General features: G+C 58.0%; 15 protein-coding genes. 7 read left to right on the plus strand and 8 right to left on the minus strand.

Going from position 1 to position 20,379, the window contains the following annotated elements; translation table 11 throughout:
- Positions 1–14 precede the first annotated feature (14 nt).
- Positions 15–545: a hypothetical protein gene (locus CBB62_06800; GenBank protein ID OUT42009.1), complete on the minus strand. Its 531-nt coding sequence runs from the start codon at positions 543–545 to the stop codon at positions 15–17.
- A 382-nt stretch (positions 546–927) separates the two neighbouring features.
- On the opposite strand from CBB62_06800, the gene CBB62_06805 reads away from it, so the two are divergent.
- The 7 genes from CBB62_06805 to CBB62_06835 all read left to right on the plus strand — a co-directional run bounded on the left by CBB62_06805 (position 928) and on the right by CBB62_06835 (position 10,433).
- Entirely contained in the window at positions 928–3,930 is a 3,003-nt protein-coding gene (locus CBB62_06805) for a hypothetical protein (GenBank protein OUT42010.1), read from the plus strand.
- Between the two features lie 128 nt (positions 3,931–4,058).
- The gene (locus tag CBB62_06810) at positions 4,059–5,261 is read left to right on the plus strand and encodes a hypothetical protein (GenBank protein ID OUT42011.1); all 1,203 of its coding nucleotides are present in this window, start codon (positions 4,059–4,061) and stop codon (positions 5,259–5,261) included.
- A gap of 153 nt (positions 5,262–5,414) precedes the next feature.
- Positions 5,415–6,653, plus strand: a complete 1,239-nt coding sequence (locus tag CBB62_06815) for a transcriptional regulator (GenBank protein OUT42682.1) — start codon at positions 5,415–5,417, stop codon at positions 6,651–6,653.
- A 99-nt stretch (positions 6,654–6,752) separates the two neighbouring features.
- On the plus strand, positions 6,753–7,481 hold the full coding sequence (locus CBB62_06820; protein ID OUT42012.1) for a hypothetical protein: 729 nt from the start codon (positions 6,753–6,755) through the stop codon (positions 7,479–7,481).
- Between the two features lie 59 nt (positions 7,482–7,540).
- Entirely contained in the window at positions 7,541–9,121 is a 1,581-nt protein-coding gene (locus CBB62_06825) for a cryptochrome/photolyase family protein (protein ID OUT42013.1), read from the plus strand.
- 29 nt (positions 9,122–9,150) lie between these two features.
- Positions 9,151–9,936 carry a hypothetical protein gene (locus CBB62_06830; GenBank protein ID OUT42014.1) on the plus strand — a complete coding sequence of 262 codons (786 nt, stop codon included), beginning with the start codon at positions 9,151–9,153 and terminating at the stop codon, positions 9,934–9,936.
- Positions 9,933–10,433 carry a hypothetical protein gene (locus CBB62_06835; protein ID OUT42015.1) on the plus strand — a complete coding sequence of 167 codons (501 nt, stop codon included), beginning with the start codon at positions 9,933–9,935 and terminating at the stop codon, positions 10,431–10,433. Before CBB62_06830 ends, CBB62_06835 begins: the two co-directional genes overlap by 4 nt.
- A gap of 17 nt (positions 10,434–10,450) precedes the next feature.
- Here CBB62_06835 and CBB62_06840 read toward each other — a convergent pair whose 3' ends face one another.
- The 7 genes from CBB62_06840 to CBB62_06870 form a co-directional block, all read right to left on the minus strand.
- Complete coding sequence (locus CBB62_06840; protein ID OUT42683.1) at positions 10,451–11,641, minus strand: SAM-dependent methyltransferase; 1,191 nt, start codon at positions 11,639–11,641, stop codon at positions 10,451–10,453.
- Between the two features lie 92 nt (positions 11,642–11,733).
- A complete protein-coding gene (locus tag CBB62_06845; protein ID OUT42684.1) occupies positions 11,734–12,633 on the minus strand; it encodes a hypothetical protein in 900 nt (299 codons plus the stop codon).
- 19 nt (positions 12,634–12,652) lie between these two features.
- Positions 12,653–14,023 carry a hypothetical protein gene (locus CBB62_06850; protein OUT42016.1) on the minus strand — a complete coding sequence of 457 codons (1,371 nt, stop codon included), beginning with the start codon at positions 14,021–14,023 and terminating at the stop codon, positions 12,653–12,655.
- Positions 14,020–15,468 carry a deoxyribodipyrimidine photolyase gene (locus tag CBB62_06855; GenBank protein OUT42017.1) on the minus strand — a complete coding sequence of 483 codons (1,449 nt, stop codon included), beginning with the start codon at positions 15,466–15,468 and terminating at the stop codon, positions 14,020–14,022. Before CBB62_06855 ends, CBB62_06850 begins: the two co-directional genes overlap by 4 nt.
- A 100-nt stretch (positions 15,469–15,568) precedes the next feature.
- Positions 15,569–16,843, minus strand: coding sequence for a cytosine deaminase (locus tag CBB62_06860; protein OUT42018.1), 1,275 nt, complete (start codon positions 16,841–16,843; stop codon positions 15,569–15,571).
- Positions 16,844–16,926: 83 nt separating this feature from the next.
- Entirely contained in the window at positions 16,927–17,631 is a 705-nt protein-coding gene (locus tag CBB62_06865) for a hypothetical protein (GenBank protein ID OUT42019.1), read from the minus strand.
- Positions 17,632–17,752: 121 nt separating this feature from the next.
- Positions 17,753–20,263, minus strand: coding sequence for a DNA ligase-associated DEXH box helicase (locus CBB62_06870; GenBank protein OUT42020.1), 2,511 nt, complete (start codon positions 20,261–20,263; stop codon positions 17,753–17,755).
- Positions 20,264–20,379: the final 116 nt, after the last annotated feature.

Genomic DNA, 20,379 nt, shown 5'->3' on the forward strand with positions numbered 1-20,379 from the left:
GGGTGTTCGACCGATCAGTTGGAGAGAATTTCCGATTTGATCTTATCGCGGTTCTCTTGCCACCAGTTATAGAGCAGCATCGAGTTGCTGTCGTAGAATGACTCAAACTGCGGGTCTTGCCGGAGCTGTTTCGGGATCACCGTCCACATATTGTTGAGGTACAGCAGATACTGGTCGGCGATCAGCTTCTTCTTGCTGCCATCCGGTGATCTGGTGTCGACGATCAGTACAGCCAAGGCCCAATCGCCCTGTTTGACAATCCGGTCGAGAGAGACGGCAACATCCCCCTTGCGGATCATGTCATTGAGGTTGCGCATTTCCCTTGTCACGGCGCGCATGGCATCGAGCCCGAAGGAAGGGCCGAGCAGGTCTATCGCCTCATTGAATTGTCCTGCCGAGATAAAGGTATAATAGGCCTTGATGACAGCATTGGGGTCAAGTCTGGCTGCCCGCGGCAGGCCGATTGAATTTGGTGTCTGGTCAAGCTCGGTTACCTGCGCATGGGCACTGCCATGAGGCAACAGGGTAAACGGGGTTGCGAGCATGATGGCAAGCGCTGCCGTGTAGCCAAGAATACCGGCAGCAGATTTTTTCCCTCGAACAAGTGTCACCTGATTCCTGTGCCTCTTTTTATGCCTGCATTCGGGCATCGGAAAGTCCGATACCATCCGTATCGCAGGTTACCAGTCCCATAATCGGCTATTTTCGCCAACCGCGTCGTTTGCCCCGACTGAACTTTATCTCGTCACGCTGTAGATCAACCACAACAAGAGAGTGCGCCTACATTATGGCGAAAGCGGGGATTGTTGAAACCCTTAAAATCCAACGGGAGAGGGCGGACGAGCGATATAGTTGTCTTTACAATCCCCTGATGTTGCGCTGCAATGCTGCGGTATTTCCTGCAAGATCGACAGTCAGTATCCTCTTATGCCTTCCGAACCTGCCGAATTGCCTGCCGCCGGTATTATACCAACCGAGGCTGCTGACCTGTCGATTGCCGATCTGGTGGATCGCTACAGATCGCTGATCAATGACGATAATGACGATCCGTTGCGTAACCCGATCCATGTGCTGGCCAATGAACTCTCGGAGCGCATTCTCGACGGTGATCTGACCGGTAAAAGTGCCGCCCTGCTGGTGCAACAGGTGAATGTCGAGAGCATCAAGGAACGGGCCCGGCATCAGGCGCATTATCTGTCGCCTATCACCCCGGATGAGAACAGCGCCCTGCTGCGCGAACTGGTACGGGAGTTGTCGCTGCAGGCTGATGGCAATACCCGCCGGCCCTTTGATGAGTTTCGTGTTCGGGGTGAGCGGGAGCTGATCGGCCTTGTATTCACTGCCCATCCGACCTTCCTGCTGCCCCGTGATCGACGCGCGGTATTTGCCGATCTGGTTGGCCATTATGGCGGGCTGAAGACACTTGATGAGGCGGCGCTGCGCGACATCCTGATCGCTCTCGGCACCGGCCCGCAGGGCTGGGTCGATGGTGTGACCCTTGAGGACGAACATAAGCTGTCGATCCTCGCCCTCGAGCATAGCCAGAATGCGATCCGCCGGTTCCTTACCTTGCTGATCGAGGAAGTGCGTGACCTCTACCCGGATCGCTGGACCGAGTTGATGCCCAAGCCGTTTACGCTGGCAAGCTGGGTTGGCTATGACCTCGATGGGCGCTCGGATATCCGGTGGAGCGATACATTCCGTGCCCGGCTGCTCGTTCAGCAACAGCAACTGGTGCGCTATCTGGATGCCGTTCGGGGCATACTCGGCAATGCAGCCACGGACGATGCAAATGGCAGCAGTACGGTTCTGAAACTGCTCGAAAGCCGTCTGGAATATGCCCGGCGGGTGGTGGATGACGACATAACGGCGTTACCAGCGGATTCACAGGATACGGTTGCCGTGCAGGCATTCGGCAAGGCGATCAATCGCGATGGCGACAACCGCCTGACCAATGTGGATGAGCTGATTGCCCTGTTGTCCGATGCGCTGAAGGTGCAGCCGGACAGTGCGGTTGCCTGCCAGATCGCAATCCTGCGGGCGGAGATGACCATCTATGGGCTGGGCATGGCCCATACCCATGTGCGCCTGAACGCGACCCAGATCATGAATGCGGTTCGTGGTGAGCTGACCGACCGTATTGATGTGGAGAAGAAGTCGGGCCGTCGCCGCCGGGCCTGGGCGGTCAACCGGCTGCTCGATGATGTCAAACCGGTGGACATCCATTTCGGCTCGATCATGACCGAGCGGACCTCGGCGAAGCGGCTGTTCATGCTCGTCGCCCAGATGCTCAAACATATCGACCGCTCGGCCCCGGTGCGCTTCCTGATCGCCGAGTGCGAGGAGGCCTCGACGGTTCTGGGCGCGCTCTATTTCGCCCGCCTGTTCGGCATTGATGATGTGCTCGACATATCACCGTTGTTCGAGACCGATGCCGCCCTGCAGCGCGGGGACCAGCTGATCGCCGAGCTGCTCGATAACGAGCATTACGTGGATTATGTCCGCAAGCGTGGGCGGTTGTGCATCCAGACCGGGTTCAGTGATGCCGGTCGTTATCTGGGACAGGTGGCGGCCTCGCTTGCCATTGAGCGCTTACGGATCAAGATCGGTCGCCTGCTGGCCGCCCGCGGGTTTCAGGATGTTGATCTGGTGATTTTCGACACCCATGGGGAGTCAATCGGCCGGGGCAGTCATCCGGGATCGTTTGCTGCCCGGCTGGATCATGTCTTCCCGCCGCAAAACCGCGAATATTTCAAGCGCCTCGGCATCGCCGTGAAGCAGGAGGTCAGTTTTCAGGGCGGCGATGGTTATCTGTTCTTTGCCACCGACGATATTGCCTTTGCCACCATGACCCGGCTGATCGAGCATGGTTTCCGCTCGATCCCCGGTCGCTCGGAAGCCGGGGCGGTGGTTGAGAAGGGCGCACGTTTGCCGAGCCTGGAGCGGGAGAGCGATGACGCCTTCTACCGGGATACGGATTATTCCCTCGATTTCTTCATCGCGCTGGCGGATTTCAATGACCGTCTGGCCAAAGACCCGCATTACGCTGCCTTGCTCGGGCTGTTCGGCACCAATCTGATCTATCCGACCGGGTCACGGGCGGTCAAACGCCAGCATGACAAGGGCGGTCGCACCGAACTGGTCAGCGTCAGCCAGATACGCGCTATCCCCCATAATGCGGTGCTGCAGCAGATGGGTTATATGGCCAACAGCTGTGGCGGGATCGGTGGTGCGATTGTCCGGGATCAGGAACGGTTCTGGGAGGTCTATGGCAATTCCGACCGGTGCCGTCAGTTCATGGCATTGGCCGCGTCCGCGTTCAGCCGGTCCAATCTGGATGCGTTTCTGGGCTATATCGCCATGGTCGATCCGGCCATGTGGTTGCGTCAGGCCGTTCATGGCAGCGCCCATGCCGAGGCATTTGAGGATCTCGCGCAATATTTTGAGCAGTCGGAACGCTATACCCGCGTCTGGCCAGCGATTCAGGCGCTGCTCCATGATGCCCTGATCCTGCGCCAGTGTCTGGCCGGGCAAGCTGCCACCGGGGCGAGGGAGCAGGTGGGTGAGGTCGATCAGGTCCTGCTCGCGGTTACCCATGCCCTGCGTCTGGCGTTGATACAGGCGGTGTTTGTGCTCGCGACCCGGGTGCCGAAATTCACCAGCCAGCCCGATGTCACCATGGATGACGTGCGCGCCCAGCTGTTCAGCCTCGATATCGACAGTGCACTCGCTGCGCTGAAACGGGCATTTCCCCCAGAGATGCAGGGCAAGGTATCCGACGATTTCGGGGAGGCATCGACCTATCAGAGCGACATTCAGCACGGCTATGATTACGAACACAATCAGCTGTTTGAGCCGATGGGCGAGTTTTACGACCTGATCCGGCAGTTGAGTGCCGCGCTGTCGCATCAGATTGGTGCCGTTGGCTAGGCATGGGCCAAACATGGCTTCGTGTTAGAATTTTGCGCAAAAAATTGGTATAGGTATAGGCAAGCCCTGAGAAAACAGGCGCTGATAATAACAGGTACTGATTGGGATTGCGGCAAGGGGCGGCGCGCGTGGCAGAAGTCAAAAACCGGGTATTCCGGTATGAAATCCAGATTGCGCATGAAGGGCGCTGGTTGATCCGCAACGTCTATAGCGATGAGCGCGATGCCATAAACCGGGCGCGCGCCATGGTTCATACCGAACGTATGGCGGAAGCCATCAAGGTGCTGCAGTTCCGGACCGCGCCCAACGGCTTTACCACCGAAAAAGAACTCCTGATGATCGATCGGCTCGAAGCCTATCGCAAACAGGAGTTTCAGGTGGCTCCGGTGGATCAGGTCGATGTCTGCACCGATTATACCGATTTGATGAAGCTCGATGCCCGGCGCGCGATGGAGAAATTGCTGCGCCCCTATCTCGGTGTTGAATGCCTGACGCCGACCGAATTTCTGCATATGTCCAGCTATCAGCGCGAGATTGATCGCAAAGGGCGGTTGGTTGAATCAGCCCTGCATACGGTGGCGCGCCTGCAGGCCAAGGATATGGGCAAGCAGACCAATGAGCGCTATGAGGAACTGACCGAGATGGCCCGGCAGATCCAGATGCTGGCGCAGGATTTCACCTACGAAAATCGCGATCTGCCATTACTCGACGGCAGCAATTTCAAGGCTGTGGCCGAAGCAATCGAGCAGCGCGTACCGGCGGATCGGGTTGAGTTCTTCATGACTGCTGCGGTGTGTCAGTACCTGATGCAGTACCGCGCCATGATGGACAAGCTGGAGCGGCTGGTCTCACTGCTCGGCTCCAGCGACCGGCGCGGCATTGCCATCCTTGACCGCCTGTTTGCCGATGCGATCGCGGCCCCCGGTCTGATGCGCGACCTGCTGGGGCCACAGATTTCTCTCGCCGATCACATTACCCTGTGCCTCAACGTCTTGCGCGGGAAGTACGGGGTTGGTGAGGTCGGTGGCCAGCGCTTCCTCGTCGTGGTCAGCCACCTGATTTCCGGTGGGCTGTGCCCCGAGGCGGCAGATGCGATCCAGCAGCATCTGGTCCGTGCCTTCGTCAGCGAGGCGCCGCTCGATAAGCGCGAGCTTGATCCGGTCAGCCAGCGTCGGCATCTGGAGAATATCGTTCAGGAATTCGCCAATGATCCGCATCTGGACAGTTGCCGTGAGGAGCTGGACAAGGCGATTGATCGCCGCCGCCGCCGTCTCCGCAGTGCGCTTCTGCGTAGCGAGGGGCTGGAGGAATTGGCAGATCAGGCACTCTAAGTGTCAAATTTTGTTGAGATAATGGTCTCTGCTGGTGTTCACAAATGAATGTCCGTAATCTGTTATCGATGTTACTAATTGCCGGTTTTCCAAGGGGATCATCGGCCAGATACGATCAGATGACTGCTTGTGCCCTCTATAACTGAATCGTCGATTGCGCTCGAATTTATCGAGTTTATTGAACAGCGGCCCCATACGGTTCTGGCCCTGATGAAACGCGTTTTGTCGCGCTGCCGCGAGTTGACGCAGTCGCAGGCGGGTACCATCTTCATTGTCCGCAAGGTCGGACGCAACCGGGTGCTGGAGGCGATGAGCCTGCAGAATGATCTGATCCGCATCACCCAGAAGTCGTTTTCGATACCGATCAACAAGCAGTCGATTGCCGGTTATGTCGCCGAAACCGGCGAGGTTGTGTTTATCGATGACACCAACCAGTTGCCGCCGGATGCGCCCTATACCTTCAACCGCAAGTTTGATGAGGATACCGGCTTCAACACCCGGTCGATCATGGCGTTCCCGATCCGCAATTTCGAGGGACAGGTGATCGGTGTGGTACAGCTGATCAATGCCCAGAGCGAACCGGGTAAGGTCTCCACCTTCGAGCGTGAGTTCGCGCAGGTTATCCAGCCGGTCAACAATATCGTCGGTCGCGCCATCGAACGGGCCGATCACACGGAGAAGCTACAGGCCAAGAATGCCCAGCTGCGCCGTCGTAACCGTGAGTTGCGGGCTGAGCGGGAGCAGGTTGAGCTGCTGCGGGCCGAGACCGAAAGCGCGCTGATGACCACGGTTGACCTGCTGGCCAAGGCGGCTGAGCTGCATGATGACGTGACCGGCAAACATGTGAACCGGGTCGGGCAATACAGCGCGACTATGGCCGAGTTCCTTGGTATGTCAGCAGATTTCATCAACGAAATCCGCTACTGCGCGACCCTGCATGATGTGGGCAAGATGTCGGTGGATCAGGCGATCCTGCACAAGCCGGGGCGTCTGACCGATGACGAGTTCAAGGAGATGCAGAACCATACGCTCTACGGTTTCCAGATCCTGCAGGATGTCGAGCGGTTGAAAATGGCTGCCGATATTGCCCTTTCCCACCATGAAAAATGGGTCGGTGGCGGTTATCCGAACGGTATTGCCGGGGAGAATATTCCCTTGTCCGCCCGGATTGTGGCTTTTGCTGATATCTATGATGCCTTGCGCAGTGTGCGACCGTACAAACGTGGTTTCACCCATGAGGAAAGCATCGATATCATGCTCAACGGTGATGATCGTCTTGATCCGTCAAAACATTTTGATCCTCAATTACTCGATGTTTTCCGCAATCATAACGGTATCTTCGGCAAAATTTATGAGTCGCTGGCCGATGAGAATGTGTTTCAGGGAAACTGAGACATAGTCCATGGATCACGCCGGACGGTATTGATCCAAACAGCCGCCAGTTGCGTAATGACTGTTACGATGCCCTTGAACAGTCAATGAGCTGCGACCTTGTTTTCAACCGTTATCCGACCTCCCTGCCTGTCTTTTGCCTGTGGCCTGATCGCGGCCGTTTCACTGCATGCATCTGCACTTGCCGAGGGCGTTGATAGACAGGTGGATTTGCCTGAAAACCTGTATTTCGATGTGGTGATTGATGGTCGTGATATGGGCTATCATCATGTTGAGTTCAGTCGTGATGGCGATGATCTGGTTGCGGCTGTCGAAATTGATCTTCGTTACGAAGTCGCTTTCATTACTCTGTTCAAATACATCCATAGAAATATTGAACGTTGGCAGGGAACGACCCTGATGGCGCTGTCGTCAAATACCGATGATGACGGGGATAAATATTATGTGCTGGCCGAGCGACAGGGTGAAAGCCTTGCCGTTGATGGGTCTCTCGGAATGTATATGTATGACGATCCGATTGCGACCACATCATACTGGAATTACGAGAGCATGACCGCCAATGGCAACATGCTCAATTCCCAGAAAGGTGATGTTCTGCCCTACACTCTGGAAAGGCAGGGTGAAGAGCAAGTCATGGTGCGCGGTGAGATGGTTGTCGCGAATAAGTATCATGTGAACGCCGAGATCGATACCTACATCTGGTACGCACAGGAGACCCACGAATGGGTCAAACTGGAATTCGATGTGCGTGGTCGCACGATCAGCTATCGACTGGTTGGCGACAAGTCAGAGAGCGATCAGGCGAGTGTGAATGCTGAGGGATCGTGACCGCGGATTTTTTCTTGTTTTGTTGTAAGTGTTTACCCTGTTTTTGTGGCTCCTGACCCATGGCCGTTCTTCGTCTTGTTCTTGGTGACCAACTCACCCGCAATATAAGCGCGCTACATGGTCTCGACGATGGTGACATGGTCCTGATGGCGGAAGTTCGGTCAGAGACTTCCTATGTCAAACATCACAAGAAAAAGATCGCTTTCCTGTTCTCTGCGATGCGCCATTTTGCCGTCCAGTTGCGGGATGAGGGCATCAATGTCAGCTACCGCGAATATGACGACAGGAATAATGCCGGTTCCCTGCTTGGTGAGGTCAAGGCTGCGGTTTCGGCTGATGATTTCGAGGCGGTCATTGTAACCGAACCCGGCGAGTATCGTTTGCTCATGGAAATGCAGAACTGGCCGGATGATCTCGATATGCCGGTACATATCCGGCCGGATCACCGGTTCATCGCCGATCATGCCGAGTTTGCCAAATGGGCTGACGGACGCAAGCAGTACCGGATGGAGTTTTTCTATCGTGAGATGCGGCGCAAGACCGGCATTCTGATGACTGGTGATGGTGAACCCGAGGGTGGTGAATGGAACTATGATCAGGAAAATCGCAAGCCGCCGAAGGAGGGGCTGAACCCGCCGCCATCCAGTAATTTTTCGGTCGATGAGGTGACTGAAGCAGTTCTCGATCTTGTCGAGCGAGAATTTGACGACCATTTCGGTGATTTGCGACCGTTCAACATGGCGGTCACTGACAAGCAGGCGGAAGCGGCCCTGACGCGGTTCATCGACCGGGGGCTGCCGTGGTTCGGCGATTATCAGGATGCCATGGTGTCCGAACAGCCCTTCATGTATCACAGCCTGATATCAGCCTATATCAATGCTGGTTTGCTTGATCCGTTGCGTTGTTGTGAGCGGGCGGTGGCGGCCTATCATGATGGGCATGCGCCACTGAACGCGGTTGAAGGCTTTGTCCGCCAGATCATTGGCTGGCGCGAGTTCGTGCGAGGGCTTTATTGGCTTAAAATGCCGGAATATGCAGCCCTGAATGAGCTCGACGCAGACCGGCCATTACCCGAGTTTTACTGGACCGGTGAGACAGATATGGCGTGTCTCGCGGATGCGGTGCGCAACACGAAACAGTATGCCTATGCCCATCATATCCAGCGCCTTATGGTACTTGGCAACTTTGCCCTGCTGACCGGCGTGGCGCCGGATGCAATCAATGAATGGTTCCTCGTGGTCTATGCCGATGCCTATGAGTGGGTCGAGTTGCCCAATGTGCACGGTATGGCGATCTATGCCGATGGTGGCGTGCTGGGCTCCAAGCCCTATGCCTCGAGCGGCAAATATATTGATCGGATGTCAAATTACTGCACGGCGTGCCCTTATGATGTGAAGGCTGGAACCGGCGATAATGCCTGTCCGTTCAATTATCTCTATTGGGACTTCCTGATGCGCAATGAGGATAGTCTCCGCAACAATCAGCGTATGGGCATGATCTATTCAACCCTGCGCAAAATGGATGCGGCTAAGCGGGATGCTATCCGTACGTCAGCCAGTGAGTTTTTCGATAACCTGCAGCCGTCAAGTGACCATTGGTATGTTCGGGCCCGCAGTACCGATCAAACAGCAATCAGTTAAGAAACCCAACGGAATACAAGGAAAATACAATGCTCAAACCATCCCGACCAAGTGACGGCGTTGCCTGGATTACCGGTGCGTCATCTGGCATCGGCCATGCGCTGGCGCTCGAGCTGGCGAAACGTGGCTGGCGGGTGGTGGTCAGTGCACGCCGGGCCGAGAAGCTGGAGGCGATGAAGCAAGAGGTTGGCGATCCTGACAGCATCATCCCCATGCCGCTCGATGTCACCGACCCAGAAGCGGTCCAGGCGACGGTCGCAAAAATTATCGCAGAACATGGCCCGATCGCCCGCGCGGTGCTCAATGTCGGTACCTTCGATCCCAAGGCCGATGAGTTGTTCGATGCCGAGGCCTATGTTCGGCTGATGACGATCAACACCAGCGGCGCTGCCTATTGTCTTGATCCGATTGCGGCTCACATGGCCGGGCGCAAGCAGGGGCAGATTGCTGTGGTTGCGAGCATTGCCGGGTATCGCGGTCTGCCAACATCGGTTGCCTACAGCTCGAGCAAGGCGGCGCTGATCGCCATGGTCGAGGCGCTGAAGTTTGAATTGGACAAGCACAATGTGCATATCCAGATCGTCAATCCCGGCTTTGTCCGAACGCCTCTGACCGACAAGAACGAGTTTGAAATGCCGTTCCTGATGGAGCCGGATGTTGCGGCCCGAAAATTTGCCGATGGCCTTGATGATACGCGGTTCGAGATTGTCTTTCCGTGGTTCTTTGCCCGGGTTGTGCGGTTCGTCACGAGGCTGCCTTACTGCCTCTACTTCCGGGTCGTCAAACGGGCTACAGGGGATAAGAAAACAGCATGATGCAGGACACAGAACACAACCGGGAAAAGGCATTGGCTGGTCTGAACGCCTATGCAAATTTTTGGGGCACCATCCGTCGGGAGGATATCGAGCACGCGCGGTCACTGATTGCCGATGACATGCTATTCATTGATCCGTTTAGCGAAATACATGGCGCTGATGGTTTCATTCGTATGCTGCACCATATGTTCGAGCAGTGCCACGATCCGCGCTTTGTCATGCGACAGCTTGGCCTTGATACCGGTGGGCCGGATTCTGATGGTTGTTATAACGGGTATATCCTCTGGGACTTTGCCTTCGAGATGAAGCCCGGTGGCAAAACGACCGAGATTACCGGCATGAGTGCTATCAGAATTACCGGCGATGGCCTTATTGCTGCGCATGTGGATCACTGGGACAGCGGTCAGCAGTTGCTGCGCAACATTCCGGTCCTGGGTTTCTTAGTCAATCAGGTGCTGCGGATGCTGGCAGCGGAGCCGCAGTTCCGCAGGCCATAACCGTTTGTATGGCCTGATTATCGGTGCTTCAGGGTAACCTGCACCACATCAATTGCACCGGCGGTGAAGCCTGCTTGGCAATAGGCCAGATATTGCTCCCAGATACGCTTGAAGCGCTGGTCAAAGCCCATGGCGCTGATCTCCGGCCAGACGCTCTGGAACGATGTCTGCCAGCGCGCAAGGGTTTGGGCATATGATTGGCCGAAGCTGAGCTGCTCCACGACCTGTAGGTCAGCTTGGGCGATCTGGTCCGCCAGTACAGTGGGTGAGGGCAGCATGCCGCCGGGGAAGATGTATTTCTGGATATAATCCGCCTTGACCCGGTAATGGCTGAAGCGGTGATCCTCAATAGTGATGATCTGCAGCGCGGCGCGGCCGCCGGGTTTCAGGCGCTCATGTATCTGTTGGAAGAACACCGGCCAGAAACTCTCGCCCACCGCCTCAAACATCTCGATCGAGGCGATGGCGTCGAAGCGCTCGGGCACATCGCGGTAATCCTGAAACCGTATCTCGACGAGATGCTCCAGACCGGCCTTGGCGATGCGCTCGCGGGCATAGGTGAATTGTTGCTCGCTGATGGTAATGGCGGTTACCCGGACGCCGTAATGCCGCGCCGCATGTTCGGCAAATCCGCCCCAGCCGCAACCGACTTCAAGGACATGCATGCCCTCGGTCAGCTGCAGTTGTTGGGCGAGGTGATCATATTTGCGTGCCTGTGCGGTGGTCAGGTTCTCCGCAGGATCGGGCCGGTCAGGATCGGCAAACAGTGCCGATGAATAGGTCATGGACGGGTCCAGCCATGCTTTATAAAAGGCATTGCCAAGGTCGTAATGGGCGCTGATATTCTTGCGTGACCCTTTGCGGGTATTGCGTCGGAACATATGGCCGAGGCCGGACAGGAATCGATACCAGCCCTTGCCCTGCAACACATCGCTCATGGCCTTTTCATTGGCCAGCGCATAGTCGAACAGTGCAGTTATATCCGGCGATGACCAGTCCTCGTCGAGATAGGCTTCGTTGAACCCCAGCATCCCGCCTATCATGAAACGTCGGATGCAGCGTTCGTTATGGATGTGGAGCTCGGCATGGGGGCCGGGATTAGGGCCGGCAACTTTATGCATATGGCCATCCGGACCAATTATTCTGATGCTGCCGACAGGCAGATGGCGGGCAAGACGTACCAACAAGCCTGTGGCATGACTTGTCATTTGTTTTTTGTTTTCCGGTGTTTGTACCAGATCACCATCGCGCGGCATTGTTATTCCCCGGCTGTCTTTTTTCATCCCTGTTATCATCGTTTCTACGATAACGAAACGCATTCGGATCGGGTTTGGCTCCATTCATCACGCGTTTTCTGCGCTGATGTTTCGTCGATTGGCGGCAGTACCAGCGTGCTGGCCTGTGTTGGTGGGGCAGGGCGGTGATGGAATTTTGCCCCCTTGCGCCACAGCTTCAACGCTTCCCAGTGAATACCCGCCATCACCTTCAGCGTCATCAGTGGGTGGCTGACCAAGGCGGCAAGCAGGCTGTGGTCGCTCAATGGCTGCCGCTCGGCGGTGAAGAGGGCGATCATCTGCTCGGTTTCGGTGCCGGTGACCGCACCGCTCTGGCGGATCAACTGGCTTAACCGCCTGCCGGGCTGGTTCAGTCGGAACCGGTAGGAACCGGCAAGTGGCAGGAATGGCGAGACATAGAGGTTCTTCTCCGCGCTCTGGGTTATGATCGATTTGCGTTTCTGTGCCTCGGCTACCGGGATCACATAGCAGTGCTGGTCGCCGAAGGTGTTCTTGACCTCATAGACAATCGCGCTCAGCACCGGTGCCTGTGCTTGGCCGAGATCGTAGACGTAGAACACGCTCAGCGGATTGAAGACGTAACCGAACAGGCGCGGATAGCATTGCACCATGATCCGGCAGCGGGCGGGCAGCAGCTCGTATCTGGCCAGCGTTTCACGCATCCAGTCACGTACCGGTGAGCCGTCACGCGCCCCGTGATCCCGGTCGTGAAAGCTGAACAGATTGGCGCGGTTATAGCTGAAGCATTTCAGTTGATCGGCGATTTCGGTGAGGCGGTCGAGGTCCAGCCAGAGCGAGAATACCCGATAGTCGAAGCGATGCTGGAACGGCACCAGACGCTTGTGCATGACCCGCCCGACATAAAGCGCGGGTGTCAAATCATCCGGTGCGGTTGGTGCGGGCATATCGCTCATGCTGCTCGTTTTACTCCGCCGCGACCGGTATTGGTTGCTGCACCGGTCGTGTATTGAGGGCAGCTGGTGACATCTCGGTTATCTGCCATGGTCGCTTGACGCCGCCGATGCTCTCGGCAATGGCGAGGCCGGATGCAATGCCGTCCTCATGGAAACCATGCCCGGCCCATGCGCCGCCAAACCACAGGCCATTCGCTCCCTGTATCAGAGGCAATTCAGTCTGTGCCGCAATCGCCGCCGTGTCAAAAACCGGATGGGTATAGTCCTGCGTCGCCAGCACTTTGGCGGGGTCGGGTTCGGTCAGCGGGTTGAGACTGACGAAATAGGGCCGAGCCCGGTCGATATTCTGCAACCGGTTCATCCAGTAGGTGATTGACGCGCTGATCCCGCCATCAGCCGTTTTGCGGCCCAGATAATTCCAACTGGTCCAGACGCGACGGCGTCTTGGCATCAGCCGCGTGTCCTGATGCAGCACCGCACGGTTGCGCTGATAGCGGATGCGACCGAGCACGGCGCATTGCTCCGGTGTGGCTTGCTCGCCCAGAATGGCGATTGCCTGATCGGTATGGCAGGCAAAGACAACCTGATCAGCGCTGAATGTCTCACCGCTAGCCGTATCCAGGCAATGTTGGCCACCATCGCGAGTAATGGCGGTAATCGGTGCGTTGATATGGATGCGGTTTTCCGTGTGCAGCTTCTGGCTGATGGCCTCGACATAGGATCGGCTGCCTCCGGTCACAGTGCGCCAGATCACCTGATCCTTCAGTCGGAACAGGCCGTGATTGACGTAGAAGCTGACAAAGTTCTCCGCCGGGAAAGCGAGCATTTCGGTGATGCTGCTCGACCAGATCGCGGCACCCATGGGCAGGATATGCTGCTGCTGGAACCGCTCGCCATAGCCATCACAATGGAGATACTCACCGAGTGTTATGTCGGTCAGGCGACCATTGGCGAGATCTTCCGGTGCCTTTTTGTAGAACCGCAGCAGGTCGCTCAGCATACGGTAATAACTTGGCTGGATCAGGTGCCGCCGCTGGCCGAAGACGCCATTCAACCCATCGCCGGAATATTCAATTCGGCCATCATCGAGACTGACCCCGAATGACATGTCGCTCTCTTCACACCCGACACCCAGATGGCTGAACAGGGCACAAAGGTTGGGGTAGGTCAGGCGGTTGAAGACGATAAAGCCCATATCGACCTGATCGCCCGCCGGTGTTGTGACCGTATTGGCATGGCCACCGATCCGGCTGTCGGCCTCGAACACATGCACATCATGCGCCTGCGACAACAGCCAGGCAGTGCTCAGCCCGGTGATGCCGCTGCCAATGACAGCGATTTTCTGGCCGGTCCTCACCGGGGCAGACAGGGTGGCGATCATCGTTTTATCTCCTCAAAGGCGTCCAGGGCGCGTTGGCGTGATCCCTTGAGGTCCACGATCGGTTTTGGGTAGGTCTCGCCGAGACGGATGCCAGCCTGTGCCAGCACATCTTTCGGCGCTTCCCATGGTTTGTGAATATACTTGTCCGGCAGCTTTGTAAGCTCTGGCACGTAGCGGCGGACATACTTGCCCTGCTTGTCGAATTTCTCGCCCTGCAGGATGGGATTGAACACGCGAAAATAGGGGGCTGCATCGGCACCGCAGCCGCCGATCCACTGCCAGCCCGCGGCATTGTTCGCGAGATCGCCATCGACCAGCGTATCCCAGAACCAGCGTTCACCCTCGGTCCATGGCAGCAGCAGGTTCTTGACCAGAAACGAGCCGACGATCATCCGCACCCGGTTGTGCTGCCAGCCGGTTTCGTACAGCTCACGCATACCGGCATCGACAATCGGAATGCCGGTCTGGCCCCGTTGCCATGCCGTCAGGCTCTGCTCATCCTCGCGCCATGGAAACTCTCCGAAGCGTTCATTGAGCGGCTCGGTCGGCAGGGTCGGGAAGTGATAGAGCAAGTGATAGCAGAACTCCCGCCAGCAGATTTCCCGCAGATAGGGTTCTGGTGTTTTGCTGACATTGGGATGGCCATGGGCGCTGACCGTCATGTGCCATATCTGACGCGGGCTGATCTCCCCCCAATGCAGGTAGGGCGAGATGCGTGAGGTGCCGTGGCTGCCCGGATAGTCCCGTGCCTCGCGGTAATCAACGATCCTGTCATCCAGAAACCGGTACAAGCGGTCGCGGGCATGATCCTCGCCGGGCGTCCAGGGATCCGCCAGCCCCTGTGACCAGTCGGGTGCGGTTGGATGCAGTCCCCAATCTGCCAGCGCCTCGCCGGCAAGCTCCGGTGCTGGCGGCAAGGTCTTGTGCGCCTGAATGGGTTTGGAAATATCGCCCTTTTCCAGCACGGCACGCCAGTAGGGTGTGAAGACCTTATACGGGCCACCTGACTTGGTTTCGATGGTCCATGGCTCATTCAGCAGCGAACCGTTGAAACTCTCGACGGTAATGTCCCGATCCTTGAACTGCGACTTGATTGCCTTATCCCGCTCGATGGCAAAGGGTTCGTAACAGCGGTTCCAGAATACGCCCCTGATCGGTAGCGTGTCGGCCAGTTGTTCCAGTACCGCCTTTGCATTGCCTGATTTCAGAACCAGTTGGTTGTCTTTCGCTCCAATACTGTCAGCGAGGCTCTTCAGGCTGCGGTTCAGCCACCAGCGATGGGCACCGCCCCAGCGCCATTCGCCCGGTGTTTCATCATCATGGATATAGAGGAGTAACAACCGGCCATCGGCTGCCCGCGCTGCCTGAACGGCTGCAGCAAGTGCAGGGTTGTCAGCAAGGCGAAGGTCGCGACGGAACCAGTGAACGAAAACGGGAATGGCCATAAAATTGATGCGGCACCGGCATATTATTGATCTGACATATACCGATACGCAGCTTCTGCCCGAACGGACCAGTTTTAAACGGGGAAATTATGCGTGTACGTCACTTCTTTCGGCGGCTGACACTGTCCGGGCGGCCCGGCAGATGCAGGGTGTAGGCGCGTGACGGTCCTTCGGCGATCAGTTTGCCCTTGGCCACAACCGCACGGCGACCGGCACGCAGGCGGATGGCCTCGATCGGATCGCTGGCGTCGAGCACGACAAGGTTGGCTTTCCTGCCAACCGCGAGGCCGTAATCATCCAGCCCCATGATCCGGGCCGAGGTCTCCGTAACCATCTGATAGCATTTGCGCATATCCGCCGGGCTGGTCATCTGTGCCACATGCAGCCCCATGAAGGCCACATCGAGCATGTCGCCGGTGCCGAGCGAATACCACGGGTCCATGACGCAATCCTGACCGAAGCCGACGGTAATGCCGTATTGGAGCATCTCCGGTACCCGAGTCTGGCCGCGGCGTTTCGGATAGGTGTCATGACGGCCCTGCAGCACGATATTGATCAGCGGGTTCGGAATGGCAGCAACTTCCGCCTCCGCCATCAGGGGCAGAAGTTTGGAGACGTAATAATTGTCCATGGAGTGCATGGAGGTCAGGTGCGATCCGGCAACCCGACCCTGCAGGCCAAGGCGCTGGGTTTCATAGGCGAGGGTCTCGATATGACGGGACATGGGGTCGTCGGTCTCGTCGCAATGCATGTCGACCATCAACCCGCGATCTGCTGCAATCTCGCAGAGTGCCGTGACCGAGCGTGCGCCATCTTCCATGGTGCGCTCGAAATGCGGGATGCCGCCGACCACGTCCACGCCCATATCAAGTGCGCGTTTCAGGTTTTCGGCTGCGGTCGGATGACGGAAATAGCCATCCTGCGGGAAGGCAACCAGTTGCAGGTCGATGCGATCCTTGACCTGTTCACGGACCTCCAGCAGCGCCTCAACACCGGTCAGCTTGTCATCACAGACATCCACATGGCTGCGGATCGCGAGCAGACCCTGCGCCGCTGCCCAGTCACAATAATCGAGCGCGCGCTCGACAACCGCCTCGGTGGTCAGAATCGGCTTCAGCTCGGCCCAGAGGGCGATGCCTTCAAGCAGGGTGCCGGATTTGTTGATACGGGGGATGCCGAGCGACAGGGTTGCATCCATATGGAAATGCGGATCGACAAAGGGCGGTGAGACCATGCAGCCGCTGGCGTCTACCACCTGTCCGGCCTCTGCTGTCAGATCGGGGCCGATGGCGGCAATGGTATCGCCGTTGATGCCGATATCGGCGCGGGTACCGTCCGGCAAGGTGCCGCCGGAAATCAGAAGATCGAAGCTCATGGGACTATACTTGGCTGGTGACGCTGTAGGCGTCACACAGATAGCCATATTCCGTCGAAAGCTGGAGTCCTAATGCGGTTCGCTTAGTCGACCCGTGCGGTGCGGTCCGGCTCAAGCTGATGGTTCGAGAAGGTGAACAGGCGTCGCTGGCCGAGCATGGCAACCCGGAAGTCAGGTGCGAACAGGCCGCGTACCGCCTTGTCCAGCACATTGAGGCCACCGGTGAGCACGCCGAAGGATGGCAGCATCAGCTTGCGGTCATCAAAGGCGAAGCAGGGAGCCGAGATCGGTTTTTGCGGTGTGCGGATGCGGGCCTTCGGATGGAAATGACCGGAGAGCTCGGCCCGGTCATCGCTGCCCGGATCGGCCTCGTGACGGAAGACCAGACCGCCCTCATGATGCTCGCTGACACAATCGCCGGGCATGTCGTCCGGCAGTTCGGGGTCATGATTGCCGGTGATCCAGAGGAAGTGATAGCGGTTGGTGAGACGCTCCAGCATGTCCCGTTCCAGCGTACCAAGCCGCGCCGGGCCCTGAGCGTCATGGAAGCTGTCACCGAGAGCAATCACCCGCTCGATGCGATACTGCGCCAGTGCCCGACCAAGATTGTCGAGCGTCGCGCGGGTATCGAATGGCGGCAACAGGCTGCCGCGGCGCATGGCGTAGGAGGTCGCTTTTTCAAAATGGAGATCGGCAACGATGGCGGTTTTCGTGCCCGGCCATATCGCCAGCCCGGTCAGGTCGATAATCAGCTCTTGATCGGCAAATGTCAGGCGCTGGGTCGGCATGGGGCAACACTCAAATCGTAACTGTAAGCAGTGTAGGGGAATGGCGCGCATCCCGAAACCCATCTGCGACCTTTATCTGCCATGCGGTGATCGGGGCGGTCTGTTCACGGCCTCAGTGGTTTCAGTCCATTGCCTCGGCAATCAGCGCCTCTGCCGCGTTTTCCAGCATGGCATCGGATGCCTCGCCATAAACCGTCTCCCGACCGATTTCGAGCATGACCGGCACCGCGAGCGGTGAGACCCGATCCAAAGCCCGGTGTTCGATTCTGCCCTGAATGCGGGTCAGCATATCGGCCAGACGGCGAATATCGGTCAGGCCACGGGCGGCATCGGCACGGGTGGCACGCAGCAACAGGTGGTCCGGTTCATGCTGGCGCAGCACGTCATAGATCAGGTCGGTATTGACCACCATTTGCCGTTCAGTCTTCTGTTGCCCGGGCAGATTCTTCTCCACCAGCCCGGCGATCACGGCGACATAATAGAAGGTGCGGCGGAGCATGCTGCTCTCATCCATCCAGCTTTCCAGATCATCGCCAAGCATGTCCTGATCGAACAGCGCCGCCATATTGGTGGCCGGATCGACCGACCAGACCGCAATCACATAATCGCTGGCGACGAAACCCATGGGTTTGTAGCCCATACGCTCCATGCGGCGGGTCAGCAGCATGCCGAGGGTCTGGTGCGCATTGCGGCCCTCGAAGCAATAGGCGACGAGGTAATGACGGTTGTTACGCTCGAATGTCTCGACCAGCAGGCCGTCACGCGGCGGCATGGTCGAGCGTTTGACCTGCATCTCCAGCCATTCCTGCACCGGTTCCGGGAACTGTCGCCATTGCGCCTGATCAGACAGCAATGCCCGGACACCATCGGCGAGATAGGTGGAGAGCGGCAGGCGACCACCGGCATAGGCAGGCACCTTGGGTGTCCGGTCCGCGCCCTTGGCCCGGCTGACGATGATCGTGTTCTCGCGCAGCTCGACAAAGGCCAGCAGTTCACCGGCAAAGATGAAGGTATCGCCGGGCGTCAGCCCCTGTGCGAAATACTCCTCGACGCTGCCAAGTACCCGTCCGCGATTGAGGCGTACCTTGTAGGTATTGGCCTCAACGATCGTGCCCACATTCATCCGGTAACTGGCGGCGATCCTGCGATCGGCAACCTTGTATCGCCCCTCATCATCGACCACCAGCCGGTGATAGCGTTCATAGGCACGCAGCGCATAGCCGCCATTGGTGACGAACTGCAGCGTGGCCTCGAAATCCTTGCGGCTCAATCCGGCATAGGGGGCGGCGCTGGTTACCTCGTGATACAGGTCGTCGGGCCTGAACGCCTCGGCACAGGCGCGACCGAGGATATGCTGGGCCAGAATATCGAGGCCACCGGGACGGGGCGGGATGCCGTCGAGATTGCCCGCCGCCACGCCGTCACAGGCAGCCCGGCATTCGAGATACTCAAAACGGTTGGCGGGCACCAGAATGGCGCGGCTTGCCTCGTCGAGCCGGTGATTGGCGCGACCGATCCGTTGCAGCAGGCGGGAGACGCCCTTTGGCGCACCGATCTGCATGACCAGATCCACATCGCCCCAGTCGAGGCCGAGATCGAGCGAGGAGGTGGCCACCACTGCCTTCAGCTTGCCGGCTGACATCGCTGCCTCGACCTTGCGCCGTTGATTGACATCTAGCGAACCGTGGTGGAGGGCAATCGCCAGCCCGTCCTCATTGAGCCGCCACAACTCCTGAAAGCACAACTCGGCCTGCGCACGGGTATTGACGAACAGGATGGTCAGGCGCGTCTTGCGGATTGCCTCATAAACATCGGGCATGGTGTGCAGCGCCATGTGTCCGGACCATGGGATATGTCCCGAGCTGTGCAGTATCTCGATCTGTGGCAGTGCCCCGGCACGGCCCTGTACAACCGTTACATCGGATGGCGGGCCGGCTTGCGTTGCTGTTGATGCTTTTGATGGCTGGCGGGACAGATAGCCAGCGAGCGCATCGGGATAGGCAACGGTGGCGGACAGGCCGATGGTACGGGCCGTCGGGGCGATCACGCGCAGATGGGCGAGGTTGAGTGAGAGCAGCTCTCCGCGCTTGTTGTCGGTGAGGGCATGAAGCTCATCGAGTACGATCATGCGCAGATGCCGGAACAGCTTTTTCCCGTCGGCGGTGGAGAGCATCAGCGCGAGGCTCTCCGGTGTCGTCATCAGCATATGCGGCGGGCGCTTCAACTGGCGGCGACGGCGATCGGTCGGGGTGTCGCCGGTGCGGGTCTCCACCCGGATCGGCAGGCGCATTTCGGCGATGGGCAGCTCCAGATTGCGCTGAATATCGACCGCGAGCGCCTTGAGCGGTGAGATATAGAGCGTGTGTAACCGGTGCAGTTCGGTGCCGAGATCGGGGCTGGTGACCAACTCGCTGAGGCTCGGCAGGAAACCGGCCAGCGTCTTGCCCGCCCCGGTCGGCGCGATCAGCAGGACATTGCTGCCTGCCTGCGTGGCCCTCAGCACATCCAGCTGGTGCTCACGCGGCTGCCAGCCGCGGCTGCGGAACCAGCCACCAATCGCATCTGGCAGGGCATCAGGCAGGCGGGCAGCCGTTGCGGCTGAAACATCAGTGTCGGGTTTTGCCGGTGGCATGGGCTGTCAGGATAGGGGCTGGGTCAATATAAGCGTAAGATAACATGGCATGATATTGTTTGACTGACAGTGCTGTCGTTTTTCCCGTTTCGTTTCTCGTCACATTTCCTGTCACG

This window comes from Micavibrio sp. TMED2 (genome assembly GCA_002168225.1).
Taxonomy (GTDB): domain Bacteria; phylum Pseudomonadota; class Alphaproteobacteria; order TMED2; family TMED2; genus TMED2.

Coding starts and splice junctions, on each gene's coding strand:
- CBB62_06845 (OUT42684.1), bottom strand. CDS start 12,633: ATGCCCGCACCAACCGCACCGGATGATTTGACACCCGCGCTTTATGTC.
- CBB62_06830 (OUT42014.1), top strand. CDS start 9,151: ATGCTCAAACCATCCCGACCAAGTGACGGCGTTGCCTGGATTACCGGT.
- CBB62_06855 (OUT42017.1), bottom strand. CDS start 15,468: ATGGCCATTCCCGTTTTCGTTCACTGGTTCCGTCGCGACCTTCGCCTT.
- CBB62_06800 (OUT42009.1), bottom strand. CDS start 545: ATGCTCGCAACCCCGTTTACCCTGTTGCCTCATGGCAGTGCCCATGCG.
- CBB62_06805 (OUT42010.1), top strand. CDS start 928: ATGCCTTCCGAACCTGCCGAATTGCCTGCCGCCGGTATTATACCAACC.
- CBB62_06825 (OUT42013.1), top strand. CDS start 7,541: ATGGCCGTTCTTCGTCTTGTTCTTGGTGACCAACTCACCCGCAATATA.
- CBB62_06865 (OUT42019.1), bottom strand. CDS start 17,631: ATGCCGACCCAGCGCCTGACATTTGCCGATCAAGAGCTGATTATCGAC.
- CBB62_06860 (OUT42018.1), bottom strand. CDS start 16,843: ATGAGCTTCGATCTTCTGATTTCCGGCGGCACCTTGCCGGACGGTACC.
- CBB62_06850 (OUT42016.1), bottom strand. CDS start 14,023: ATGATCGCCACCCTGTCTGCCCCGGTGAGGACCGGCCAGAAAATCGCT.
- CBB62_06870 (OUT42020.1), bottom strand. CDS start 20,263: ATGCCACCGGCAAAACCCGACACTGATGTTTCAGCCGCAACGGCTGCC.
- CBB62_06840 (OUT42683.1), bottom strand. CDS start 11,641: ATGACAAGTCATGCCACAGGCTTGTTGGTACGTCTTGCCCGCCATCTG.
- CBB62_06835 (OUT42015.1), top strand. CDS start 9,933: ATGATGCAGGACACAGAACACAACCGGGAAAAGGCATTGGCTGGTCTG.